This is a genomic window from Tenacibaculum sp. nBUS_03 (assembly GCF_051201695.1).
In the GTDB taxonomy this organism is placed as follows: domain Bacteria; phylum Bacteroidota; class Bacteroidia; order Flavobacteriales; family Flavobacteriaceae; genus Polaribacter.
Genome location: NZ_CP179214.1, coordinates 2,330,294 through 2,349,731, shown reverse-complemented (window position 1 = coordinate 2,349,731; position 19,438 = coordinate 2,330,294). Strand labels below are relative to the sequence as shown.

Annotated in this window: 15 protein-coding genes and 2 pseudogenes; 5 read left to right on the top strand and 12 right to left on the bottom strand. The window is 29.0% G+C overall.

Going from position 1 to position 19,438, the window contains the following annotated elements; translation table 11 throughout:
• Window positions 1–54 precede the first annotated feature (54 nt).
• The 4 genes from ACMFBB_RS10955 to ACMFBB_RS10940 form a co-directional block, all read right to left on the bottom strand.
• A complete protein-coding gene (locus tag ACMFBB_RS10955) occupies window positions 55–1,776 on the bottom strand; it encodes a helix-turn-helix domain-containing protein (protein ID WP_435260824.1) in 1,722 nt (573 codons plus the stop codon).
• Between the two features lie 3 nt (window positions 1,777–1,779).
• Window positions 1,780–2,562 carry an enoyl-CoA hydratase/isomerase family protein gene (locus ACMFBB_RS10950; RefSeq protein ID WP_435260823.1) on the bottom strand — a complete coding sequence of 261 codons (783 nt, stop codon included), beginning with the start codon at window positions 2,560–2,562 and terminating at the stop codon, window positions 1,780–1,782.
• A gap of 34 nt (window positions 2,563–2,596) precedes the next feature.
• Window positions 2,597–4,015, bottom strand: a complete 1,419-nt coding sequence (locus tag ACMFBB_RS10945) for a sensor histidine kinase (RefSeq protein WP_435260822.1) — start codon at window positions 4,013–4,015, stop codon at window positions 2,597–2,599.
• 174 nt (window positions 4,016–4,189) lie between these two features.
• Window positions 4,190–5,341, bottom strand: a complete 1,152-nt coding sequence (locus ACMFBB_RS10940; protein ID WP_435260821.1) for an ATP-binding protein — start codon at window positions 5,339–5,341, stop codon at window positions 4,190–4,192.
• 121 nt (window positions 5,342–5,462) lie between these two features.
• Here ACMFBB_RS10940 and ACMFBB_RS10935 point away from each other — a divergent pair, with 121 nt between their 5' ends.
• The 3 genes from ACMFBB_RS10935 to ACMFBB_RS10925 are packed head-to-tail and all read left to right on the top strand — an operon-like array spanning window position 5,463 to window position 7,911.
• Window positions 5,463–5,687 carry a FeoA family protein gene (locus tag ACMFBB_RS10935; RefSeq protein WP_435260820.1) on the top strand — a complete coding sequence of 75 codons (225 nt, stop codon included), beginning with the start codon at window positions 5,463–5,465 and terminating at the stop codon, window positions 5,685–5,687.
• 2 nt (window positions 5,688–5,689) lie between these two features.
• Window positions 5,690–7,795, top strand: coding sequence for a ferrous iron transport protein B (gene feoB / locus ACMFBB_RS10930; RefSeq protein ID WP_435260819.1), 2,106 nt, complete (start codon window positions 5,690–5,692; stop codon window positions 7,793–7,795).
• Complete coding sequence (locus ACMFBB_RS10925) at window positions 7,717–7,911, top strand: FeoB-associated Cys-rich membrane protein (protein ID WP_435260818.1); 195 nt, start codon at window positions 7,717–7,719, stop codon at window positions 7,909–7,911. Before feoB ends, ACMFBB_RS10925 begins: the two co-directional genes overlap by 79 nt.
• A 404-nt stretch (window positions 7,912–8,315) precedes the next feature.
• Here the strand turns inward: ACMFBB_RS10925 and ACMFBB_RS10920 are convergent, their stop codons facing one another.
• The 6 genes and pseudogenes from ACMFBB_RS10920 to ACMFBB_RS10895 all read right to left on the bottom strand — a co-directional run bounded on the left by ACMFBB_RS10920 (window position 8,316) and on the right by ACMFBB_RS10895 (window position 14,359).
• Window positions 8,316–9,851, bottom strand: coding sequence for a hypothetical protein (locus ACMFBB_RS10920; RefSeq protein ID WP_435260817.1), 1,536 nt, complete (start codon window positions 9,849–9,851; stop codon window positions 8,316–8,318).
• A gap of 65 nt (window positions 9,852–9,916) precedes the next feature.
• Window positions 9,917–10,218: pseudogene (locus tag ACMFBB_RS10915) on the bottom strand (hypothetical protein); the annotation flags it as partial.
• 108 nt (window positions 10,219–10,326) lie between these two features.
• A complete protein-coding gene (locus tag ACMFBB_RS10910; RefSeq protein WP_435260816.1) occupies window positions 10,327–11,868 on the bottom strand; it encodes a glycine--tRNA ligase in 1,542 nt (513 codons plus the stop codon).
• A gap of 99 nt (window positions 11,869–11,967) precedes the next feature.
• Window positions 11,968–12,846 (bottom strand): hypothetical protein, encoded by an 879-nt coding sequence (locus ACMFBB_RS10905; RefSeq protein WP_435260815.1) that lies wholly within the window; start codon window positions 12,844–12,846, stop codon window positions 11,968–11,970.
• Window positions 12,847–12,866: 20 nt separating this feature from the next.
• Window positions 12,867–13,748, bottom strand: coding sequence for a hypothetical protein (locus ACMFBB_RS10900; protein ID WP_435260814.1), 882 nt, complete (start codon window positions 13,746–13,748; stop codon window positions 12,867–12,869).
• A 50-nt stretch (window positions 13,749–13,798) separates the two neighbouring features.
• Window positions 13,799–14,359, bottom strand: a complete 561-nt coding sequence (locus ACMFBB_RS10895) for a class I SAM-dependent methyltransferase (RefSeq protein WP_435260813.1) — start codon at window positions 14,357–14,359, stop codon at window positions 13,799–13,801.
• Between the two features lie 52 nt (window positions 14,360–14,411).
• Between ACMFBB_RS10895 and ACMFBB_RS10890 the strand changes: the two genes are divergently transcribed.
• Entirely contained in the window at window positions 14,412–15,104 is a 693-nt protein-coding gene (locus ACMFBB_RS10890) for a ComF family protein (protein ID WP_435260812.1), read from the top strand.
• Window positions 15,105–15,211: 107 nt separating this feature from the next.
• A complete protein-coding gene (locus ACMFBB_RS10885; protein WP_435260811.1) occupies window positions 15,212–16,756 on the top strand; it encodes an Ig-like domain-containing protein in 1,545 nt (514 codons plus the stop codon).
• A gap of 54 nt (window positions 16,757–16,810) precedes the next feature.
• Here the strand turns inward: ACMFBB_RS10885 and ACMFBB_RS10880 are convergent.
• Together ACMFBB_RS10880 and ACMFBB_RS10875 are read right to left on the bottom strand one after the other, a co-directional pair.
• Window positions 16,811–18,506, bottom strand: a pseudogene (locus ACMFBB_RS10880) (glutamine--tRNA ligase/YqeY domain fusion protein).
• Window positions 18,507–18,587: 81 nt separating this feature from the next.
• A complete protein-coding gene (locus ACMFBB_RS10875; RefSeq protein WP_435260810.1) occupies window positions 18,588–19,430 on the bottom strand; it encodes a hypothetical protein in 843 nt (280 codons plus the stop codon).
• Window positions 19,431–19,438: the final 8 nt, after the last annotated feature.

The following is a 19,438-nucleotide window of genomic DNA, read 5'->3' as shown; positions in this document are numbered from 1 at the left end:
TTTTATAAATTTAGGGTATACTTGTAACGTTTTTAGTTGTTAAATTAGTTGGTTTTAAGAAATTGAATTTAGTTTTTTTATATAAACTGAAGGAAGCAGCCCTGTTCTTTTTTTGAAATATTTAGTAAAAGAATCTGTGCTTTTGTATCCGATTTCTTCTGAAATAGATTGTATGGAATAAGCTCTAAATTGCTTGTTCTCTTTTAACTTTAACACGGCATGATTAATTCTCAAATCATTAATGTATGTGTTAAAATTTTTTTGATAATGAGCGTTTATTACCTTAGATAAATATGACGTATTAGTTTTTATTTTTTTGGCTACATTATATGAGTTACAGTCCTGTTTTAAAAAATAATGGTGCTCTTCTAGTTTTTTTAAACCAGATAAAATTTCTTGATAAGTTTCCTGATTTATATCAAGAGTATTTTTTTCTTCTATAGTTTTATCTTTAGTGTCAATAACTTTTTGTCGCTCTTCTAATTGCTGTATTTTACTTATTAATTCATTAAAAGAAGCTGAATCCTTTTTGTTCTTCTTAGAAGTTTTAAATAAAAATAATAGTAATAAAGAAATTATTAACGCTCCGGTTACTACTAAATAAGAGGTGTTTTTTTGTTGAGCTTTTTTTTCAGAGGTTAAATTTTCTATTTCTTTGTTATGGAAAGAGGTAAGGATTTCTCTTTTTTCTTTATCTAAAATAGATTGATTTAATACGTATTTTTCATAATAGTTATTTGACTTTTCTATGTTGCCAGAGAGTTTATATATTTTGGCTAAAGCTTTATAATCTTCCACTAAATTAAACTCTTTAGTTTTGGTTTTCATTATATCAATACCTTTGTGCATAACAGCAATAGCTGAGTCGTACTGAAAGATCTTAGTATATGCTTCTGCTAAATCCTTATAGTAGTATGTAATACCAGAACTTTTATCATATTCGTCGCATATTTTCTTTAGTTTTAAAAATTGGCTAAGAGCTTTTTTGTGTTTTTTTTCTTCTAGAAGTAAACGTCCAATTTGCGATTGAAAATTAATACGTACTAAATCATTAATTGTATCTAAACCTTTTTCAATGCCTTCTTTTATTGAAATTTTTGCTGAATCAAGCTGATTTAATTTTAAATAAGCATTGCTAATATATATTAGGGTTAAAGAAGAATTAAATCGTTTGTTGGTAATATCTATTTCTGTTGTTTCGTTAAGAAATTTGTACCCTCTCTTATACTCTTTTAAAGCATCTTTATAGTTATTGGCTTTAAACTTTACTCCTCCAATAAGAATTGGTAGAACAGCTTTATAAAATTCTAAACTTTCTGTTTTTGCTATGTTCTCACTTTTATAAAAGTAGTCTAAAGCTAATTTAGTGTTTCCTATAGCAGAATAATTATTTCCTAATTGTGCTAAAACTTCTACTGGAGCTATTTTAGCTTTATTTAGAATGTCTTTTTCCTTAAAATTTAAGTTGTTATTGTTTAAAAGGTTTAGTTCTTTCTTAAAAAAAACAATAGAGGAATGGTTTTCATTTATAAATTGATTTCTTCTGCCAATGGTGTGTAAAAGTTGAATTATTCTAAAAGTATCTTTATTTTTTTCTGCTAAAAACAGCATTTTTTTCATGAAAGAAATACTTTTTCTTACTTCAGTATTTTTTTGTAGTGAATCAGTAAGTTTAAGGAATTCCTTTTTATAAATGCTATCTTTAAATTCCTGTGCAGAAGAGGTAACTGCACAGAAAAATAAAAATAATAATATTATTACTCTTAGGTAGTTCATAAATTAAGCACCAGGAAAATTAGGTTTTCTTTTGTCAAGGAAGGCAGTTGTCCCTTCTTTAAAATCTTCAGTACCAAAACAATTTCCAAATTCAGATATCTCTGTTTCAAACCCATTAACTCCATCTTTAAAATTATCATTAACGGCTTTAATGGCTGCGCTGATTGCAACTGAAGAGTTTCTCATAATTTTACTTGCTAATTTTTCAGCTAAAGGAAGCAATTCTTCCGGTGTGGTTATATGATTTACAAGGCCACATTCTTTCGCTTCATCTGCATTAATCATTCCTGCTGTCATAATTAGTTCCATGGCTTTACCCTTTCCAACTAGCTGCGGTAAACGTTGTGTACCTCCATATCCGGGTATTACTCCTAAAGAAACCTCAGGAAGTCCCATTTTAGCATTATCAGAAGCGATTCTGAAATGGCATGACATTGCTAATTCTAACCCACCACCTAAAGCAAAACCATTTACAGCAGCAATAACCGGTGTTGATAGGTTTTCAACAAAGTCAAATAACATTTCTTGTCCTTTTTTTGCTAATCTACCACCTTCTTCAACAGAAAAATGAGCAAACTCAGAAATGTCAGCGCCAGCAACAAAAGCTTTTTCACCACTACCAGTGATTATGATAACTTTTGTAGATGAATCGTTATCTAAAGCTTCGAAAGCGTTATGAAGTTCTTCAATTGTATTTTTATTTAACGCATTTAATTTTTTGGGGCGATTAATTGTTATAGTCGCTAGTTCGTTACTTTTTTCAATTAAAATATTTTCAAAATTCATATTATAGTAAGTTATGTTTTTTGGATGTTTTTTATTAAGTTTTTGGTAAAATTACTGTAAAAACAGTTCCTATGCCTTCAGTTGATGTGAAATTAATAGAGCCATCGTAGGTTTCAATAATTTTTTTAATCATAGGTAACCCCAGTCCCATTCCACTTGTTTTGGTAGTGAATTTTGGTTCAAAAATAAGGTCTTTATTTTCTTCAATAATCCCCTTGCCATTATCAGAAACAGTAATTTTAACATTGTTGTTTTCTGATGCTACTTTCACCTCTATTTTAGGAGGTGTACCATCTTTTTTCATTCCCTGAGTAGCATTTTTAACTAAATTAGTTACAATACGTATTAGTTGTGTTTTGTCTAGATTAGCTAATAAGTTTGATTCTTCAGCAATATAAATAATGTAGTCTTCATTGAAAATATCTAAGGCATGTTTTACAACTTCAACAACATCTAATTTTTCACGACGTTGTGTAGGCATTTTCGCAAAATCAGAAAAAGCAGAGGCGATAGAACTCATTACATCTATTTGTTGAATAAGTGTTTGGCTATATTCTGTTAGTTTTTCTTTTATGTTGGGAGCTTCAGGGTTGAATTTTCTTTCAAAACTTTGAACAGATAATCGCATCGGGGTTAATGGGTTTTTAATTTCATGGGCAACCTGTTTTGCCATTTCTTTCCATGCTTGTTCACGTTCACTTTGTGCTAATTTTACAGCACTTTCTTCTAATTGGTCAATCATATTGTTGTATGATTCAACAAGTGAATTAATTTCTGAACTAGCGGCTTCTAACGTAATTTTTTCATTCCGTTTATTTAAACGAGTTTCTTTAATTTTTTGAGATATAGTTTGGATAGATCTAGTAATATAACTTGAAAGTAAATATGCTAGTATAATAGCTAAAACAAACATGAATAAATAAACGAACAATAACCTTGACATAAATTCTCGTAACTCCTTTTTTTGATCTTCGTTACTTTGTGCTATTTGCAATTGTAGAATACCAATACGTTTAAGACGAGAGTCATTGATATAAGTATAGGAAGATTGATATGTAACCCCTTTTTCTTCTTTACCAGGAGGCACAACCCTGTGGTTAGAATTAACTGCAAGTTGCATTAGGATATCTTTTGATAGAGCAATTTCTTTAGCTTTATCAAAACTATACGGAATAGATGAATTTAACAGTTTTCCATTCATATCATACATAGAAATAGTAAGTTTATGTATGGTAGCTATTTCATAAATTTTATTTTGATTTTGAAAAATTTTAGAAAGGTTGTTAGTGGTAACAGCATATGTGGTATTCTTTAACTCTATATCGATATTATGTTTGGTAGCTTCTTCTTTTCTTCCAAAACGTTGAGTGTTATATTCCTTTGTTTGTTCATCGTATTGATAAATGGTAACGGAAACAATTAATATAGATGCCAATAATATTAATAATATCATTGATAAAAATATTCGAATACGGAGTGATATGTTATTTAGAGTTATCAATTTTTCAAAAATGTTTTTTAGTTTTTCAATTTTCAAGCATGTATGATGATAATTTTCTGTTTCTTAATGCACTTAATGCAGCCAGTGAACTTATAATAATAGATGTTAGAAGGCGGATTTTTCTCATTATGCTTTAATTTTTTCTTCTTTCGTGTGTAAAAGACGGGTTAGTTTAATGGATAAATCTAATAAAATTATTTTAGCATTTCCATTACGTTCAATATGATATTGAGCATCACTTACTTCTTTTTCTATAGTTAAAATATTTCCACTATGAATGAAAGGAGAGAATTTAGATAAATCAAAATTAGGAGAGGTAGTTTCTAAGAAAACTAAATCTGGAGTACCATAATTCAGCAGCAGTGCTTGTCTAAAAAACTGTAAACAGTATTGTAAAAATTGCTTTTGTGTTTCTCTACCAGACGCAGCAATTGCTTCTGACCAGCCGATTAAATCTTGAATTACAGCTGCATTTCCTTTAGCTCTAAAAGCACTACGTATCCAGGTAATAAACCACTCTTCGAATACTGTATCGTTTGAGTTATTGTGTAATAAATGAACGGCCTTGTTGTAGTTTCCTTCTGATTGATGTGCTAATTTTAAAGCTTCATTTTGTTCAATACCTTCTCTTTGAATTAAACTTTTTACAAGATCTGAATTACCTATGGCTGGAAAGTGTAATGCTTGGCATCTTGATTTTATAGTGTTAATGATTTGCCCCTCATCCTCTGTTACTAGTAAAAAGATAGTTTTACTAGGAGGTTCTTCAATTAGTTTTAATAATTTATTTGATGCAGCAATGTTCATTTTTTCTGCCATCCAAATTATCATTACTTTAAAACCACCTTCATATGATTTTAATTGTAATTTCTTTACAATATCTTCTGCTTCATCAACACCGATTTGCCCTTGTTTATTTTCTACACCAATATGTTGTAGCCAATTAAATAAACTTCCATAAGGTTGTTCTTTAATAAAAGATCTCCATTCTTCTAAAAATAAATTACTTACCGGGTGTCTTTTTACAGAGTCTGTTGTGGTTACTGGAAAAGCAAAATGTAAGTCGGGATGTTGAAGTTTAGTACATTTTATTGAGCACGCTTCTTTATTTTCAGAAAAACTGCATAGTAAATGTTGTGCATATGCAATCGCCATTGGCAAGGTTCCAGATCCTTCTTTACCTATAAATAATTGAGCATGTGGTATTCTTCCATTTTCAGCAGATTTTTTTAAATGATTTTTGATGTGCTCTTGTCCAATAATTTCCTCGAAAGTCATAGTACAAATATACTATTTCACTAAGAGTGAACAATAAGTATTTTGTAAATAGAATTTAGATTATGAATAAGTAGTATAAAAAGTAGGTGTTTAGTATCTTTGCTAGCTAACACAATTTTTTTTGAGTACAATTGCATCGTTAAAAATCGGGGAGAAAGGAATTATATCTGATAGCTGCTTAGACAAGATACCTTTAAAATTATTAGAAATGGGATGTTTACCAGGAACAGAGGTTGAATTGTTACAAATAGCTCCTTTAAAAGATCCTATTTACATTTGTGTAAATGGTAGCCATTTAGCGATACGTAAAGAAACCGCTTGTCAAATTGAAGTAACGAAATTTTAAAGATGAGCACTAAGATTAAAGTAGCATTAATAGGAAATCCAAACACAGGAAAAACATCTTTATTTAATCAATTAACAGGATTAACTCAAAAAGTAGGGAATTATCCAGGTGTAACTGTTGATAAAAAACAAGGAACTTGTAAGCTGCCAGGTGGTAAGATGGCGGTGATTACTGATTTGCCAGGAACTTATAGTATAAACCCTACTTCAATTGATGAAAGTATTGTACTTAAAACGTTAATGAGTCCAAATAAAGAGGACATTCCTGATATAATAGTAGTAGTTGCTGATGTAGAAAACCTAAAAAGAAATTTGTTACTCTTTTCTCAAATTCAAGACTTAGAAATCCCAACTGTATTGGCAATAAACATGGCTGATCAAATAGAGAAAAAAGGAATTTCAATTAACATTGAGGCTTTAGAAAAAGAATTACAAACAAAAGTAGTATTAATTTCTGCCAGAAATAATAAGGGGATAGATGCGCTTAAAAATGTAGTAACTACTTTAAATAACGTTATTAAATCTTCAAATTTTGCTCAAATTTATTCAAAGATTGATGTAGAATTTTTTCAAAAATTAAAAGAAATAAGTACTCGTTTTTCAGTTTATGAATTATGGTTAATGCTTACAAAAAATCAAACATCACTTTTAACGGCTGAAGAAAAAGAGGAGTTACTACTTTTAAAAAATGATATTTCAAAAGAAAAAAAATATCAGCACAAAGAAACTATTTATCGTTACCAGCAGATAAATGAAGTTTTAAAAAAAACATACAGTGTTGATACATCAAAGGCTAAAGGTGTAAGAAGAAAATTAGATGCTATTTTTACTCACAAAATATTTGGGTATATTATTTTCTTTGGATTATTGTTAGTAATATTTCAGTCAATTTTTGATTGGGCTTCTACTCCAATGGATTTTATTGACAATTTATTTGCAGATATTACTGATAAAGCAAAAGAAATATTCCCGAAAGGAAAACTTACCGATTTGTTAACCGAAGGAATTATTCCTGGAATAGGCGGTGTAGTTATATTCATACCTCAAATAGCCATTTTATTTTTATTTATAGCTGTTTTAGAAGAAACAGGATATATGAGTAGGGTGGTGTTTTTAATGGATAAAATCATGCGACGTTTTGGAATGAGTGGAAAGAGTGTTATTCCATTAATATCAGGAACCGCATGTGCTATACCAGCTATCATGGCAACTCGAACTATATCAAGTTGGAAAGAACGTTTAATTACTATTTTAGTAACCCCTTTTACTACTTGTTCCGCTAGGTTACCAGTATATGCTATATTAATTGCTTTGATAATTCCTGACACCAAGGTTTTTGGTGTTTTAAGTTTACAAGGACTAACTTTATTAAGTTTATACTTGTTGGGCTTTGCATCGGCTATTATTGCTGCATATATACTTCACAAAAGTTTAAAGATAAAAAGTACTACGTTTTTTGTTGTAGAAATGCCTAACTATAAATTACCGTCTTTAAAAAATGTTTTTTTAGATGTTTTAGAGAAAACAAAGGCATTTGTTTTTGGGGCAGGAAAAATAATTTTAGCTATTTCAATTGTTTTATGGTTTTTAGCCTCTCATGGGCCATCTTCTTATGAAAATGTTGAAAAAGTGATTACTGAAAAGAATATAGAAACGGGGCTTTCAAGCAAAGAGTTACATCAAAAAATAGCTTCAGCAAAATTAGAGAATTCCTATATAGGTATTATGGGTAAAACTATTGAACCAATAGTGAAACCTCTTGGATACGATTGGAAGATAGGTATTGGTTTAATAGCTTCTTTTGCTGCGCGTGAGGTGTTTATCGGTACCTTAGCTACTATTTATAGTGTAGAAAGTGATGACGAAGATATTACTACTATTAAGCAAAAAATGGAATCTGAAATAAATCCTGATACAGGTAAAAAAAGATTTGATTTTGCTACAGGTATTTCTTTACTATTGTTTTATGTGTTTGCTATGCAATGTATGGCTACCCTAGCTATTGTTAAACGTGAAACAAAAAGCTGGAAATGGCCTGTACTTCAATTGGTGGGTATGGGTATATTGGCATATGTATTTGCATTAATTTCTTTTCAAAGCCTAAACTAATGCAGGAAATTATAACATATACTATTGTTTTTTTAGCGGTCGTTTTTTTAATTAGAAAATTCTTTGTTACATCTAAGAATGATAAAAACTGTAATAAAGGCTGCAATTGCGGATAGTTTTTATATTCTCTTAAAATAAACTTTTGAATACCAATAATAGTCTTTCTCGCTTCAGCAAGCTTTTAACTTTAAGTATATGTTTTCTGGAACATAAAAACAATTTGAACGTCATTCCGATGAGGAACGAAAGAAGCAATCTGTTAAATAGCTATCTATGAGATTACTTCACTTCACTAGGTATCATTCGTAATGACAATTTTTAAGGTTTGCAAAGTAGAATTTTAATAAAAGAGGAAAGAAAAAGACAGCAATTCGGCATTAGTCAAAAAACAGCTAGCAATGGTTGTTGCTTTTTTTAATTAATTAAAAATTAGATAGTTAATCTTCCGTTTTATACATTTGGCATAAGTATTATTTATAAATTACCCTTTTTTACGGATATTTATTAAAAAATACGATTTTTAAAACTCAAACATTTCGTTCATTTTATTTTTTGACAAATACTTAAACACTGGAATCGTATCTGTTTGACCATTTCTAGAATTAACTATAGGTTTCATTTTTAAAGTTATACCATTCATCAATTTTTCTTTACCAAAGTCTATATATGCTCCCTTAATCATGTATTTTTTTATATCGGATTGAACTTCTTTTAAAGGTAAATAGTTTGCTACTATTTTTTCAAAAGAAGCTAAGCTAATATTTTGTCCCAGTGGAAGTTTTGTATTTCTCCTCACTATTGCATAATCAATCATCAAATCTTGAAATGTTTTTGATCCATTGCTTGACAATCTTATTTTATTATCTAAATAAAAAGCAAAAATGAACCCCTTAATATAGTTAGCTCCCATTAAACTGCGATCTCTTTCTACATTTTTTCTAACATAGTCATTATTTCTTTTTTCTGGAAAATTCTTTAATACTGAATAATAATACCTCAAGTTATTATTTAGATTTTCCTCAAATTTTTCTCTACTTATATAATCTAATCCTGCTGCCATATAAAAAGTTACATACTCGTTGAACCCTTCATTAAACCAAAGGTGTTCAAATGTTTTTCCTAGAGATTTAAACCACCTGTGAAGTGATTCATGGAGGATTATTAAAGATTCATGCTCTCCTATTTCACCTAATACAGCAGCGGTAAAACCATTCCCTTTAGCCATTGCAGACATGGCTCCTTTTCTCTTACCTAAGATATTCTTTGCTAATTTAGCTACAGGTGGTTGTCTAACATAGGCTAAGTAATATGGAAAATCATAATCATTAAAAAAACGTAGGGTGTTTGGTACTAATTTTTTTGCAGCTTCTGTAACCTTTTCTTGATTATGAGGTGCTAATTTATCTACATCAATTAGGTAATGAGGAATATTATTTATGTCAAACTCTTCAACTTTTAAATCTCTACTAAAAATAAAAATGGAATTATTTACCTCTGATGTCGTTACTAATTTATCGTTAATAACATCGAATTTATTTAAATATTCAGGTACATTTTTCCACGAAACGGTATTTAATAGTGATGCTATTGCTTCGTTTTCAGGATTCAATAAAAAATGACTTCCGGATAGTGATAGATAATCTTCTTTAATATCAGGAAGAAAATACATCCTATACACATCATGAGTCTTTAATTTTTCTTTTTCTTCGTATTTATTTTTACCGTTTATCGTGTAATTAACTTCTATAAGAGCTTTATTATCTTTATTTTGTATTGTATACTTATTATTTTTCTTTATGTATGGAAGATTTTCTTTTATGGTTAGTTCTGAAATACATTCAAATTTGATGTCAAAAGGATCAGGAGTATGAACTAGTATAATCTCCTTTTCTCCCTTAGTGGGAATTTTTAAGTGTACATTTAATGTAGAAGATTTACCGTCCCATGATAAAGTATATGCTATTTTATCAGTAGTGTAATCCTGCTTATTTTTTAAACAACTAAACATTACTAAAACACTTAAAGAAAAAAATAGAATACTGTATTTCGTTAACATAATTATTAAATTTCATTAGATTGGTACTATTTTGATAACAATAAAAAACTTAAAACGTTACATCATTAAGTAGATATTTTTAGAAAAAACAAGATATTTACCTCTTTCTTTAATGCTAGCCAATCAATTACGAACCTATCAAATAATTTTTCGCCAATGTAAATTCGAGTAATTTTATAGTCAAACTCATTGAGACAGAGTTGAAGATATTTTCCTTTAATTTCATGGAAACTTCCTAATAAGTTTCTTTTTGCATTACTACTAGTAATGTGAAGCTATTTCAATGTTTCTTTAGTTAGTTGTTCATTAGATTTTTCAGTTATATGGAGCTTGAATAATCACCAATATGAAGATAGGAGGACGATTTTTTTAAGATTTCTATTCTTGTATATGTTGTTTAAGTATTAATCTAAAAAGAAAAAGCCTATCATGAATTATCAGACAGGCCATTTTATAAAGTTATAAATAGAGTTTTTTACATTTTCATTAACCAAGAGCGTATATCAACTTCTTGTTTAATTATGGCTCTTAATTCTTCAATTTTAACGCGTTTTTGTTCCATGGTATCTCTATGACGTATGGTAACCATATTATCTTCTAAAGTATCATGATCAACAGTAATACAAAAAGGAGTACCAGCAGCGTCTTGACGTCTGTAACGACGCCCTACAGCATCTTTTTCATCATAAATCACATTGAAGTCCCATTTTAAATCTTCAACTATTTTGCGCGCTATCTCAGGCAATCCATCTTTTTTAACTAACGGTAAAATAGCTGCTTTTGTAGGAGCTAAAACTGCAGGTAATTTCAGAACTGTTCTTGTAGTTCCATTTTCTAATTCTTCTTCTTGTAAAGAATTTGAGAAAACGGCTAAAAACATTCTATCTAGTCCAATAGAAGTTTCAACTACATATGGCACATAGTTTTTGTTTTCTTCAGGATCAAAGTATTGTAATTTTTTACCAGAATGCTCTTCATGAGCTTTTAAATCAAAATCAGTACGTGAGTGAATTCCTTCTAACTCTTTGAAACCAAAAGGAAATTTAAATTCAATATCTGAAGCAGCATCAGCATAATGAGCTAACTTTTCATGATCATGAAAACGGTAGTTATCTTTGTTGATACCTAAAGATAAATGCCATTTTAAACGATTTTCTTTCCATTGTTCATACCATTCTTTTTGAGTTCCAGGCTTTACAAAAAATTGCATTTCCATTTGTTCAAATTCACGCATTCTAAATATAAACTGACGAGCCACAATTTCATTACGAAATGCTTTACCTGTTTGTGCTATTCCAAAAGGTATTTTCATGCGTCCAGTTTTTTGAACGTTTAAAAAGTTAACAAAGATACCTTGCGCCGTTTCCGGACGTAAATATAAGTTCATGGCACTTTCAGCAGAAGCACCTAATTTGGTACCAAACATTAAATTGAACTGTTTAACATCGGTCCAATTTTTACTACCAGTTAAAGGATCAGCAATTTCTAATTCTTCAATCAAGGTTTTTACGTCGGCTAAATCTTCATTTTCTAATGATTTACCTAACCTACTTAAAATGGTGTTAATTTTTTCTTGATACCCTAAAACGCGTCCGTTAGTTGTAATGAATTCTTCTTTATTAAAAGAGTCGCCAAATCGTTTTTCAGCTTTTTTAACCTCTTTTTCAATTTTGTTTTCAATTTTAGCACAGTAGTCTTCAATTAAAACATCAGCTCTATAACGCTTTTTACTGTCTTTATTGTCAATTAAAGGATCATTAAAAGCATCTACGTGGCCGGAAGCTTTCCATGTGGTTGGGTGCATTAATATAGAGGCATCAATACCTACAATATTTTCATGCATTTGTACCATTGCTTTCCACCAATAGTCGCGAATATTTTTCTTTAACTCTACTCCATTTTGGGCGTAGTCATACACAGCACTTAATCCGTCATAAATTTCAGATGATTGAAAAATATAACCATATTCTTTAGCGTGCGATATTACCTTTTTAAATTGATCTTCTTGTTTTGCCATATTGCAAAAATATAATAAGCTTTTAAACTATTGTTAATTACATAAAAAAAAGTGAAGATTTTTTAATCTTCACTTCATTTTTTAGTTTTTTAAAGATTTTTACCTAAGACTTACGACTGAGTTACCTGAATATTCACCATCAACAAAAGCACTAATAGTATATTTTCCTTTATTAATATCGTCTCTGTTTACTAAAACAAAAGATACCAAGCTAAGTTTGTCATTGTTATAGTTAACAGTAACAGAGTCGCTATACATAATTCTTGCTCCATTGTTTAAACGTGCTTTACCTTTAGGAGTGATTACTTTTTTGTCTTTATCGATTATCTGAATATAGATCATTTTTTTACCTGATTTTGTAACTTCATTTTCAAGTAAATCAAAATTTATTCTAAAAGCATCTGTTCTACTTGATCTTGATGTAGAAGTTAGTTTCCCACTACTTCTTTCTTTCATAGCAATAGCTTTTACAGGACTTATGTCGATTTTTGAAGCAACAGCTACTTTTTCTTCTAGTTTTTTATATTTTTCGGTTAATTCAGTATTAATGGTTTCTTTTTGGCTAAGAATTTCGTTTGTTATAACATTTTCTTGTGTCAATACTTCGTTTGCAGTATTCAGAGAATCAATTTTAATAAATAATCTTCTGTTTTCTCTTTCTAAGCTACTTATTTTACTTCTATATCGTCTTATTAAATTGTAGTTATCACCTTTTAAGTTTGCTACAGAATCTCTTAAATTTTTCATTTTTTGTATTTCTACACGTAATCGTTTAGAAAGACTTTTTTTTCTGATAACTACATCCGTGTAATCTTTAATCATTTCATCTAAATTGTTTTGTAAATCAGCTTTTTCTTCTGTAAAAACATTTTGTAAATACTTAAGATCACTCGATTTTTTAAAAGAATTTAGGGTTAAAAATAGAATTAAGATTAATAAAACGATTAGCGTGACATTTTTAACGGTTCTTGAATTCATGGTAAGGGGGATTTAAATGTTTATTTTAGTTTAATAGTTGATTGTTTTGTAAATATTTTATTTACATATATGTTTACTTTATAAATTCCTTTTTCTAATTTATCTTTATTAACTTTTATAAACGACATTACAGACAGTTTTTTATTGTAATAATCTGCATTTATAAAATCGCTAAAAATAATTTTTTCTCCATTTTTTAGTTTTATCTTTCCATTTACAGCAATTATTTCATTTTTTGGGTTAATTAACTGTATGTGTATTGGCTTAGTTCCTTTGTCAATTATTTTATTTTCAAGCAATTCAAATTGTATTTTAAAACCACATGCTTTCCATGATCTATAAGTGGTGGTCATTTTACCATTGCTTTTCTTTTTCATGGCATCTATAATTACTTTTTCAACTTCTAAAACTTCTGCTGAAGCTACTTTTTTAGTTAAAATCCTATTACTTCTAGAGAGCTTTGAATTTAAGTATTCTTTTTCAGTTAAAACACTCTTAACACTGTCATTTTCAGTAAACAATTCTTTGTTTATAGAGTTTAAAGAGTCTAATTTACTTAATAGTTCTTTATTTTCCTTCTCTAATACTGAAATTCTTTTTCTATAAAACCGTAATAAATTATAATTAGATGTTTTTAAACTTTTAATGGTATCTTTAAGTAAAACTACTTTTAATAGTTCTTCATTTAATTTTAAAGTGTATTTGCCATTTTTGTTAATAGCGTTTTGGTAGTTTTTGATAACACTATCTAGCTCTCCTTCTAACTGTTGTTTTTCAGAATCAAAAGCATCTTTAAGTTGCCAGAAATCTCTAGCATTTTGATATGCTAAAGAACCAATTGCAATAATAAAGACAACTAAAAAGGCGATTAAACCTTTATTTTTAAAACTTTTTAGAGCCATCACTAAGGGGAAATTATGATGAATAATATAACCTATTACGTGCTAAAATACTATTTTTTAGCACATTTGTATACAAAAGCAGGAGGGAAATTTAAAGTTTCGAAACTTAAAGTAATATTTTTCCCAAAAACATCTTTAAGTTTTTTGTAGTAAGAAAGGCTATATTGATATTGAATAAATAATCCATTTTTATTTAAAACTGTATAGCTTTTTTGTAAAATAGTGGTTGATGTTTTTTTAGGAATAATTGTTAAAGGCAGGCTAGAAATGATGTAACTAGCATCATCAAAACCTAGTTTCTTAAGTAAGACATCAATTTTTTCGGCAGATTCTTTTAGTACAATTAATTGAGGGTGATTTATTCTTTTTAATTCGTTATAAAAAACATCATTTATTTCAAAACAAATTAAGGTAGAGTTCGGCTGAATTTTTTGTAAAATATTTTTAGTAATTGCCCCATTACCAGACCCAAGTTCAACAATAACATTTGCTTTTTCAAAATTTATTGTAGTTGTCATTCTATTTGCTAAATATTTAGAACTCGGAACTACAGTACCAGAAGTTTTATAATTTTTTACTGCTTCTTTAAAAAACTTAAATTTTTTCCCCAAAATAAAGTATTATGATTTTTTGTATCTTTCTCTTAAAAACTTGCCAGTAAAGATGCGATTTTTAAAAGAAATATTCTATTTATTTTTCCCTAATTTATGCATAAATTGCTCAATAATCTTATTAAAAACAGAATTGTTTTTATGTACTTGTTGTAAACACAGAGTACCAATTATATATAATAACGAGGTAACACAACAAATGTTACAGGCGGTTTTTTATGGTAGAGTTTCATTACAAAGTATACATTCTTTTTTATATTATAACAAACAGGGAATTACACAAAAAATAATTCATGAGTTAAAATATAAAAATCAAGAAAATATTGGTGTTTTTTTAGGAAATTGGTTTGCTCATGAATTAAAAAAGGAGAATGTTTATTCTAATGTAGATTACATCGTTCCTGTGCCTTTACATCCTTCTAAAGAGAAGCAACGAGGATATAATCAAGTTACAAAATTTGCAAAAACGTTGAGTAAAAAATTAGAAATTAGTTATATGCCATATAAACTAATACGTGCCTCAAAGTCTAAAACACAAACTTTACAACAACGGTTTGAGCGTTTTTCTAAAAATGATACTAAATTTCATTTAAATGACCTTAAAGTTTTTAAAAATAAACATGTGTTATTAGTTGATGATGTTGTTACTACAGGAGCTACACTTGAAGCATGTTGTAATGAATTGTTAAAAACAACCCATATAAGTATTAGTATTTGTACCATTGCATATACTGTAAAAGGATAAACTTTCGTTTATGTAATTTTACTACTTTTGATATTAATTAAAAACTTATTTCGTGAAGCAAATAATTAAAGTTTACATTCTTTTACTAGTTGTTTTTATAACAAGTTGTGCTCGTAAAGGAAGGCCTGAAGGAGGTGCCTAAAGATGAAGATGCACCAATAATGGTAACTGCAAATCCGCCTTATGAAAGTATAGAGTTTAAAGATGATAACATACGTATTTACTTTGATGAGTATATTGTATTAAAAGAATTAACAAAACAATTAGTGGTTTCGCCACCTTTAAAAAACCCACCATTAATAACCCCTCAGGGTACTCCAAGTAAGTACATAAATATTAAAATTTTAGATACATTAAAGCCAAATACAACCTATACCTTTAACTTTGGTAGTGCGGTTCAGGATAATAATGAGAATAATAAATTAGAAAGTTTTAAATATGTTTTGTCTACTGGTAAATATATTGATTCACTAAAGATTAAAGGTAACATTTCTGATGCTTTTAAAATAAAAACAGCAAATAGTATAGCTGTTCTATTATACAAAATTGATAGCAGTTTTAATGATTCAATAATATATAAAAGAAAACCAGACTATGTTACCAGTACCCTTGACTCTACTAATTTTAATTTTTCAAATATTAAAAAAGGAAAGTATTTGTTATTAGCGTTAAAAGAACCAAACAATGATTATATTTTTAATGCTAAGACTGATAAAATTGGTTTTTTGAAAGACACAATCGTGTTGCCAAAAGATAGTGTTGTTAAAAATAATATCAGGATTTTTAAAGAAAAACAGCCTTTTAAATTTCAAAGAGGAAAAGAACTTTATAAAGGAAAAATACAATTTGGTTTTAGTGGAGGAAAAAGAAAAGAATTAAAAGTATCGTTATTATCAAAAGTACCTGCTGATTTTAAATCAGAGTTTCAATATGAAAAAGATAAAGACACACTTTTATATTGGCATACTCCATTAAAAAAAGATTCTTTAAATTTTATTGTTAGTCATAAGGATTTTGTTGATACTGTTACAATTCGTTTAAGAAAGAAGAAAATTGATTCGTTATCAATTAACTCAAATGTAAGTGGAGTTTTACATTTAAATGACACCCTGTTTTTAGAAACTAATAACCCTATTGTAAAGATTGACACTTCAAAAGTTTCTTTGATAGATAAAGACACTATTAATGTACCATATGAATTAAGAAGAATGGGTATTAATAAACTAGCACTCTTATTTAAGAAAAAACCTAAGATGGACTATGACTTTAGTCTTTTACCTGATGCTTTTGAAGATATATATGAAATAAAAAATGATTCATTAAAGTATCAATTTAGTACCAAAGAAATAGAGGATTATGGTAGTATAGTTTTGGATATTCAAAATAAGACAAATAAGAATGTTATTATTCAACTTTTGTTGAAAAATAACATTATAAAAACGCGATATATTTCGGATTCTGAAAAAGTAACTTTTGACTTGTTAGCGCCTGAAAAGTATACTGTAAAAGCAATTATTGATGAGAACAACAATAATAAATGGGATACTGGTAACTTTTTAAAAAGAATTCAGCCTGAGAGAGTCATCTATTTTCCTAAAGAATTTAAGTTGAGAGCCAATTGGATTCAAACTGAAAGTTTTGTAATAGAATAAAAAAACACGCTTTATTAAGCGTGTTTTTTTATTTTTATTAAAAATGTGTAATCCTTATTTTTTATTTGTTTTTGCCCAAGTATCACGTAATCCAACAATTTTATTGAATACTAGATTTTCAGGAGTTGAATCATTATCTACATTAAAATATCCTAAGCGTTGAAATTGAAAACGATCCCCTATTTTTGAAGTTAATAAACTTGGTTCAACAAAAGCGGTTATTTTTTCTAAAGAATTTGGGTTAATAAACTCCATAAAATCTTTGTCTTTGTGAGAATCTGGAGCTTCATCAGAAAATAATCTATCATAAGCTCTTACTTCAGCTTTTATTGCATGTTTTATAGAAACCCAATGTAAAGTTCCTTTTACCTTACGTTTACTCTCTTCAGTACCACTTCCAGATTTTGTTAAAGGATCATATGTACAATGAATTACAGTAATATTTCCGTTTTCGTCTTTTTCACAACTAGTTGCAGTAATAAAATAAGCATTTTTTAAACGCACTTCTTTGCCAAGTTTTAGTCTAAAAAATTTCTTGTTAGCTTCTTCTCTAAAGTCTTCACGTTCTATATAGATTTCTCTAGAAAAAGGAACTTCTCTTGTTCCTGAGTTTTCATCTTCAGGGTTGTTCTCGGCAATTAGAATTTCATCTTTATCTTCAGGGTAGTTGTCAATTATTACTTTTACAGGATCTTAAAACGCCCATAACTCTATTTGCAGTTTTGTTTAAATCTTCTCGTATTTTAAACTCCAACAAAGCAACATCAATTATATTTTCACGTTTAGATACTCCAACGGTTTCAATAAAGTTACGAATAGCAGCAGGTGTATACCCCCTTCTACGTAAACCAGAAATAGTAGGCATACGAGGGTCATCCCATCCGTTTACAACACCTTCTTCAACTAGTTTTAATAACTTACGCTTACTCATAATAGTGTAGCTTAAGTTTAAACGAGAAAACTCTCGTTGTTTTGGAGGGTTTGGATATACTGATTTACTGTATTCATAAACATTATCACGAAACCAATTATATAATTCCCTATGAGGTTTAAATTCTAAAGAACATAAAGAATGTGAAACTTGTTCTATATAATCACTTTCTCCATGAGTCCAATCATACATAGGATAAATCACCCAGTCGTTTCCGGTTCTGTGATGTGACTTTTTTAAAATACGGTACATTAATGGGTCTCTCATTAACATATTTGGAGAAGTCATGTCAATTTTTGCTCGTAAAACATGAGAGCCTTCATCAAACTCTCCATTTTTCATTCGATTGAACAAGTCTAAATTCTCATCAATACTTCTATTTCTATACGGACTGGCAACTCCATGTTCTGTTGGAGTTCCTTTTTGCATTCGCATTTCTTCAGAAGATTGAGAATCTATATATGCTTTTCCATCTTTGATTAATTGAACAGCCCAGTCGTATAATTGTTGAAAATAGTCAGATGAATATACTTCATTTTTCCATTGGTACCCTAGCCAAGTAACATCTTTTTTAATGGCATCAACATATTCTTGCTCTTCTTTTGCTGGGTTTGTATCATCAAAACGTAAATTTACTGGAGCATTGTATTTTTCACCTAAACCAAAGCTAATTCCAATGGCCTTTGTGTGCCCAATATGTAAATATCCATTTGGTTCAGGAGGAAAGCGAAAACGTAAATTTTCCTTAGGCATTCCGTTAGCCAAATCTTCTTCAATTATTTGTTCAATAAAGTTTAATGATTTCTTTTCTTCTGACATTTTCTCTAAAATTGAAGTGCAAAATTACGTAAAAATGTTGAGGTGATTTATTTTTCGTTAAAAACCTTAATTTAATATATTTTACCTTTTGTAAGTTCCATCAGGGAGCACTGTTGGAAATTTATAAATAGGGTTTGTTAATAAGGTATAAATAGAATTGTCAGTAGTTTTTACTTTTTCTTTTGTGTTTAATTTCCATTCATCTTCAATAGAATTCAACCTGTTTTTTTGTGCTCCTAAAATTGATGACATAGCCCAATAAATATATTCTGTAGATTGACAATCGTAAGAACAGGTAGTATCTTTATACGTATACCAAGCATTTATTGGGTAATTATTTGGTATTGTAGTGAATTTTCCTCCTCTAGCGATATCCATGGCATTGCTTAATGATGTTCCTGGGTTTTCGCCAAAAATTGATGGATATGCTTTGGCATACCCCGCATGAGTTATAATATGCCAAACCTCTTCGATTGCAGCATCATACCTTCCTGTAAATCCGTTGGTGTGCCATTCAGGAATTGTTTCATCATTACCTAAATCTTGTCCAAGCCTACCACCTGGAAGTTTTGTAGGCATGTCGTTTTGAGTTTTCCATAAAAAAAGAAATGCTTTGTTTTCTTTCATTTTAGTAACTATAAGTTCATTATCAGCGATACCATCTTCATTATTATCTAAATATTGAGCCATCAAATTAGCTGCATGTAATAGTTTATTATCTTCAACTTTTGGAGCGGCATAAATATCTATACCAAATACAACTATTTTTCTGTTAAAAGAAGATAGTTCTGAATCATGATTTTTAACAATTTTAAAATTAGGATCGTTTCCTTCTAAAATTGGAGTATTTATTATTGAGCTCACATTGGTTCTAGAACAAGAAGCAAAAATTATTAAAGTTATTATATATAGTGTGTTTCTCATTTTTTTAA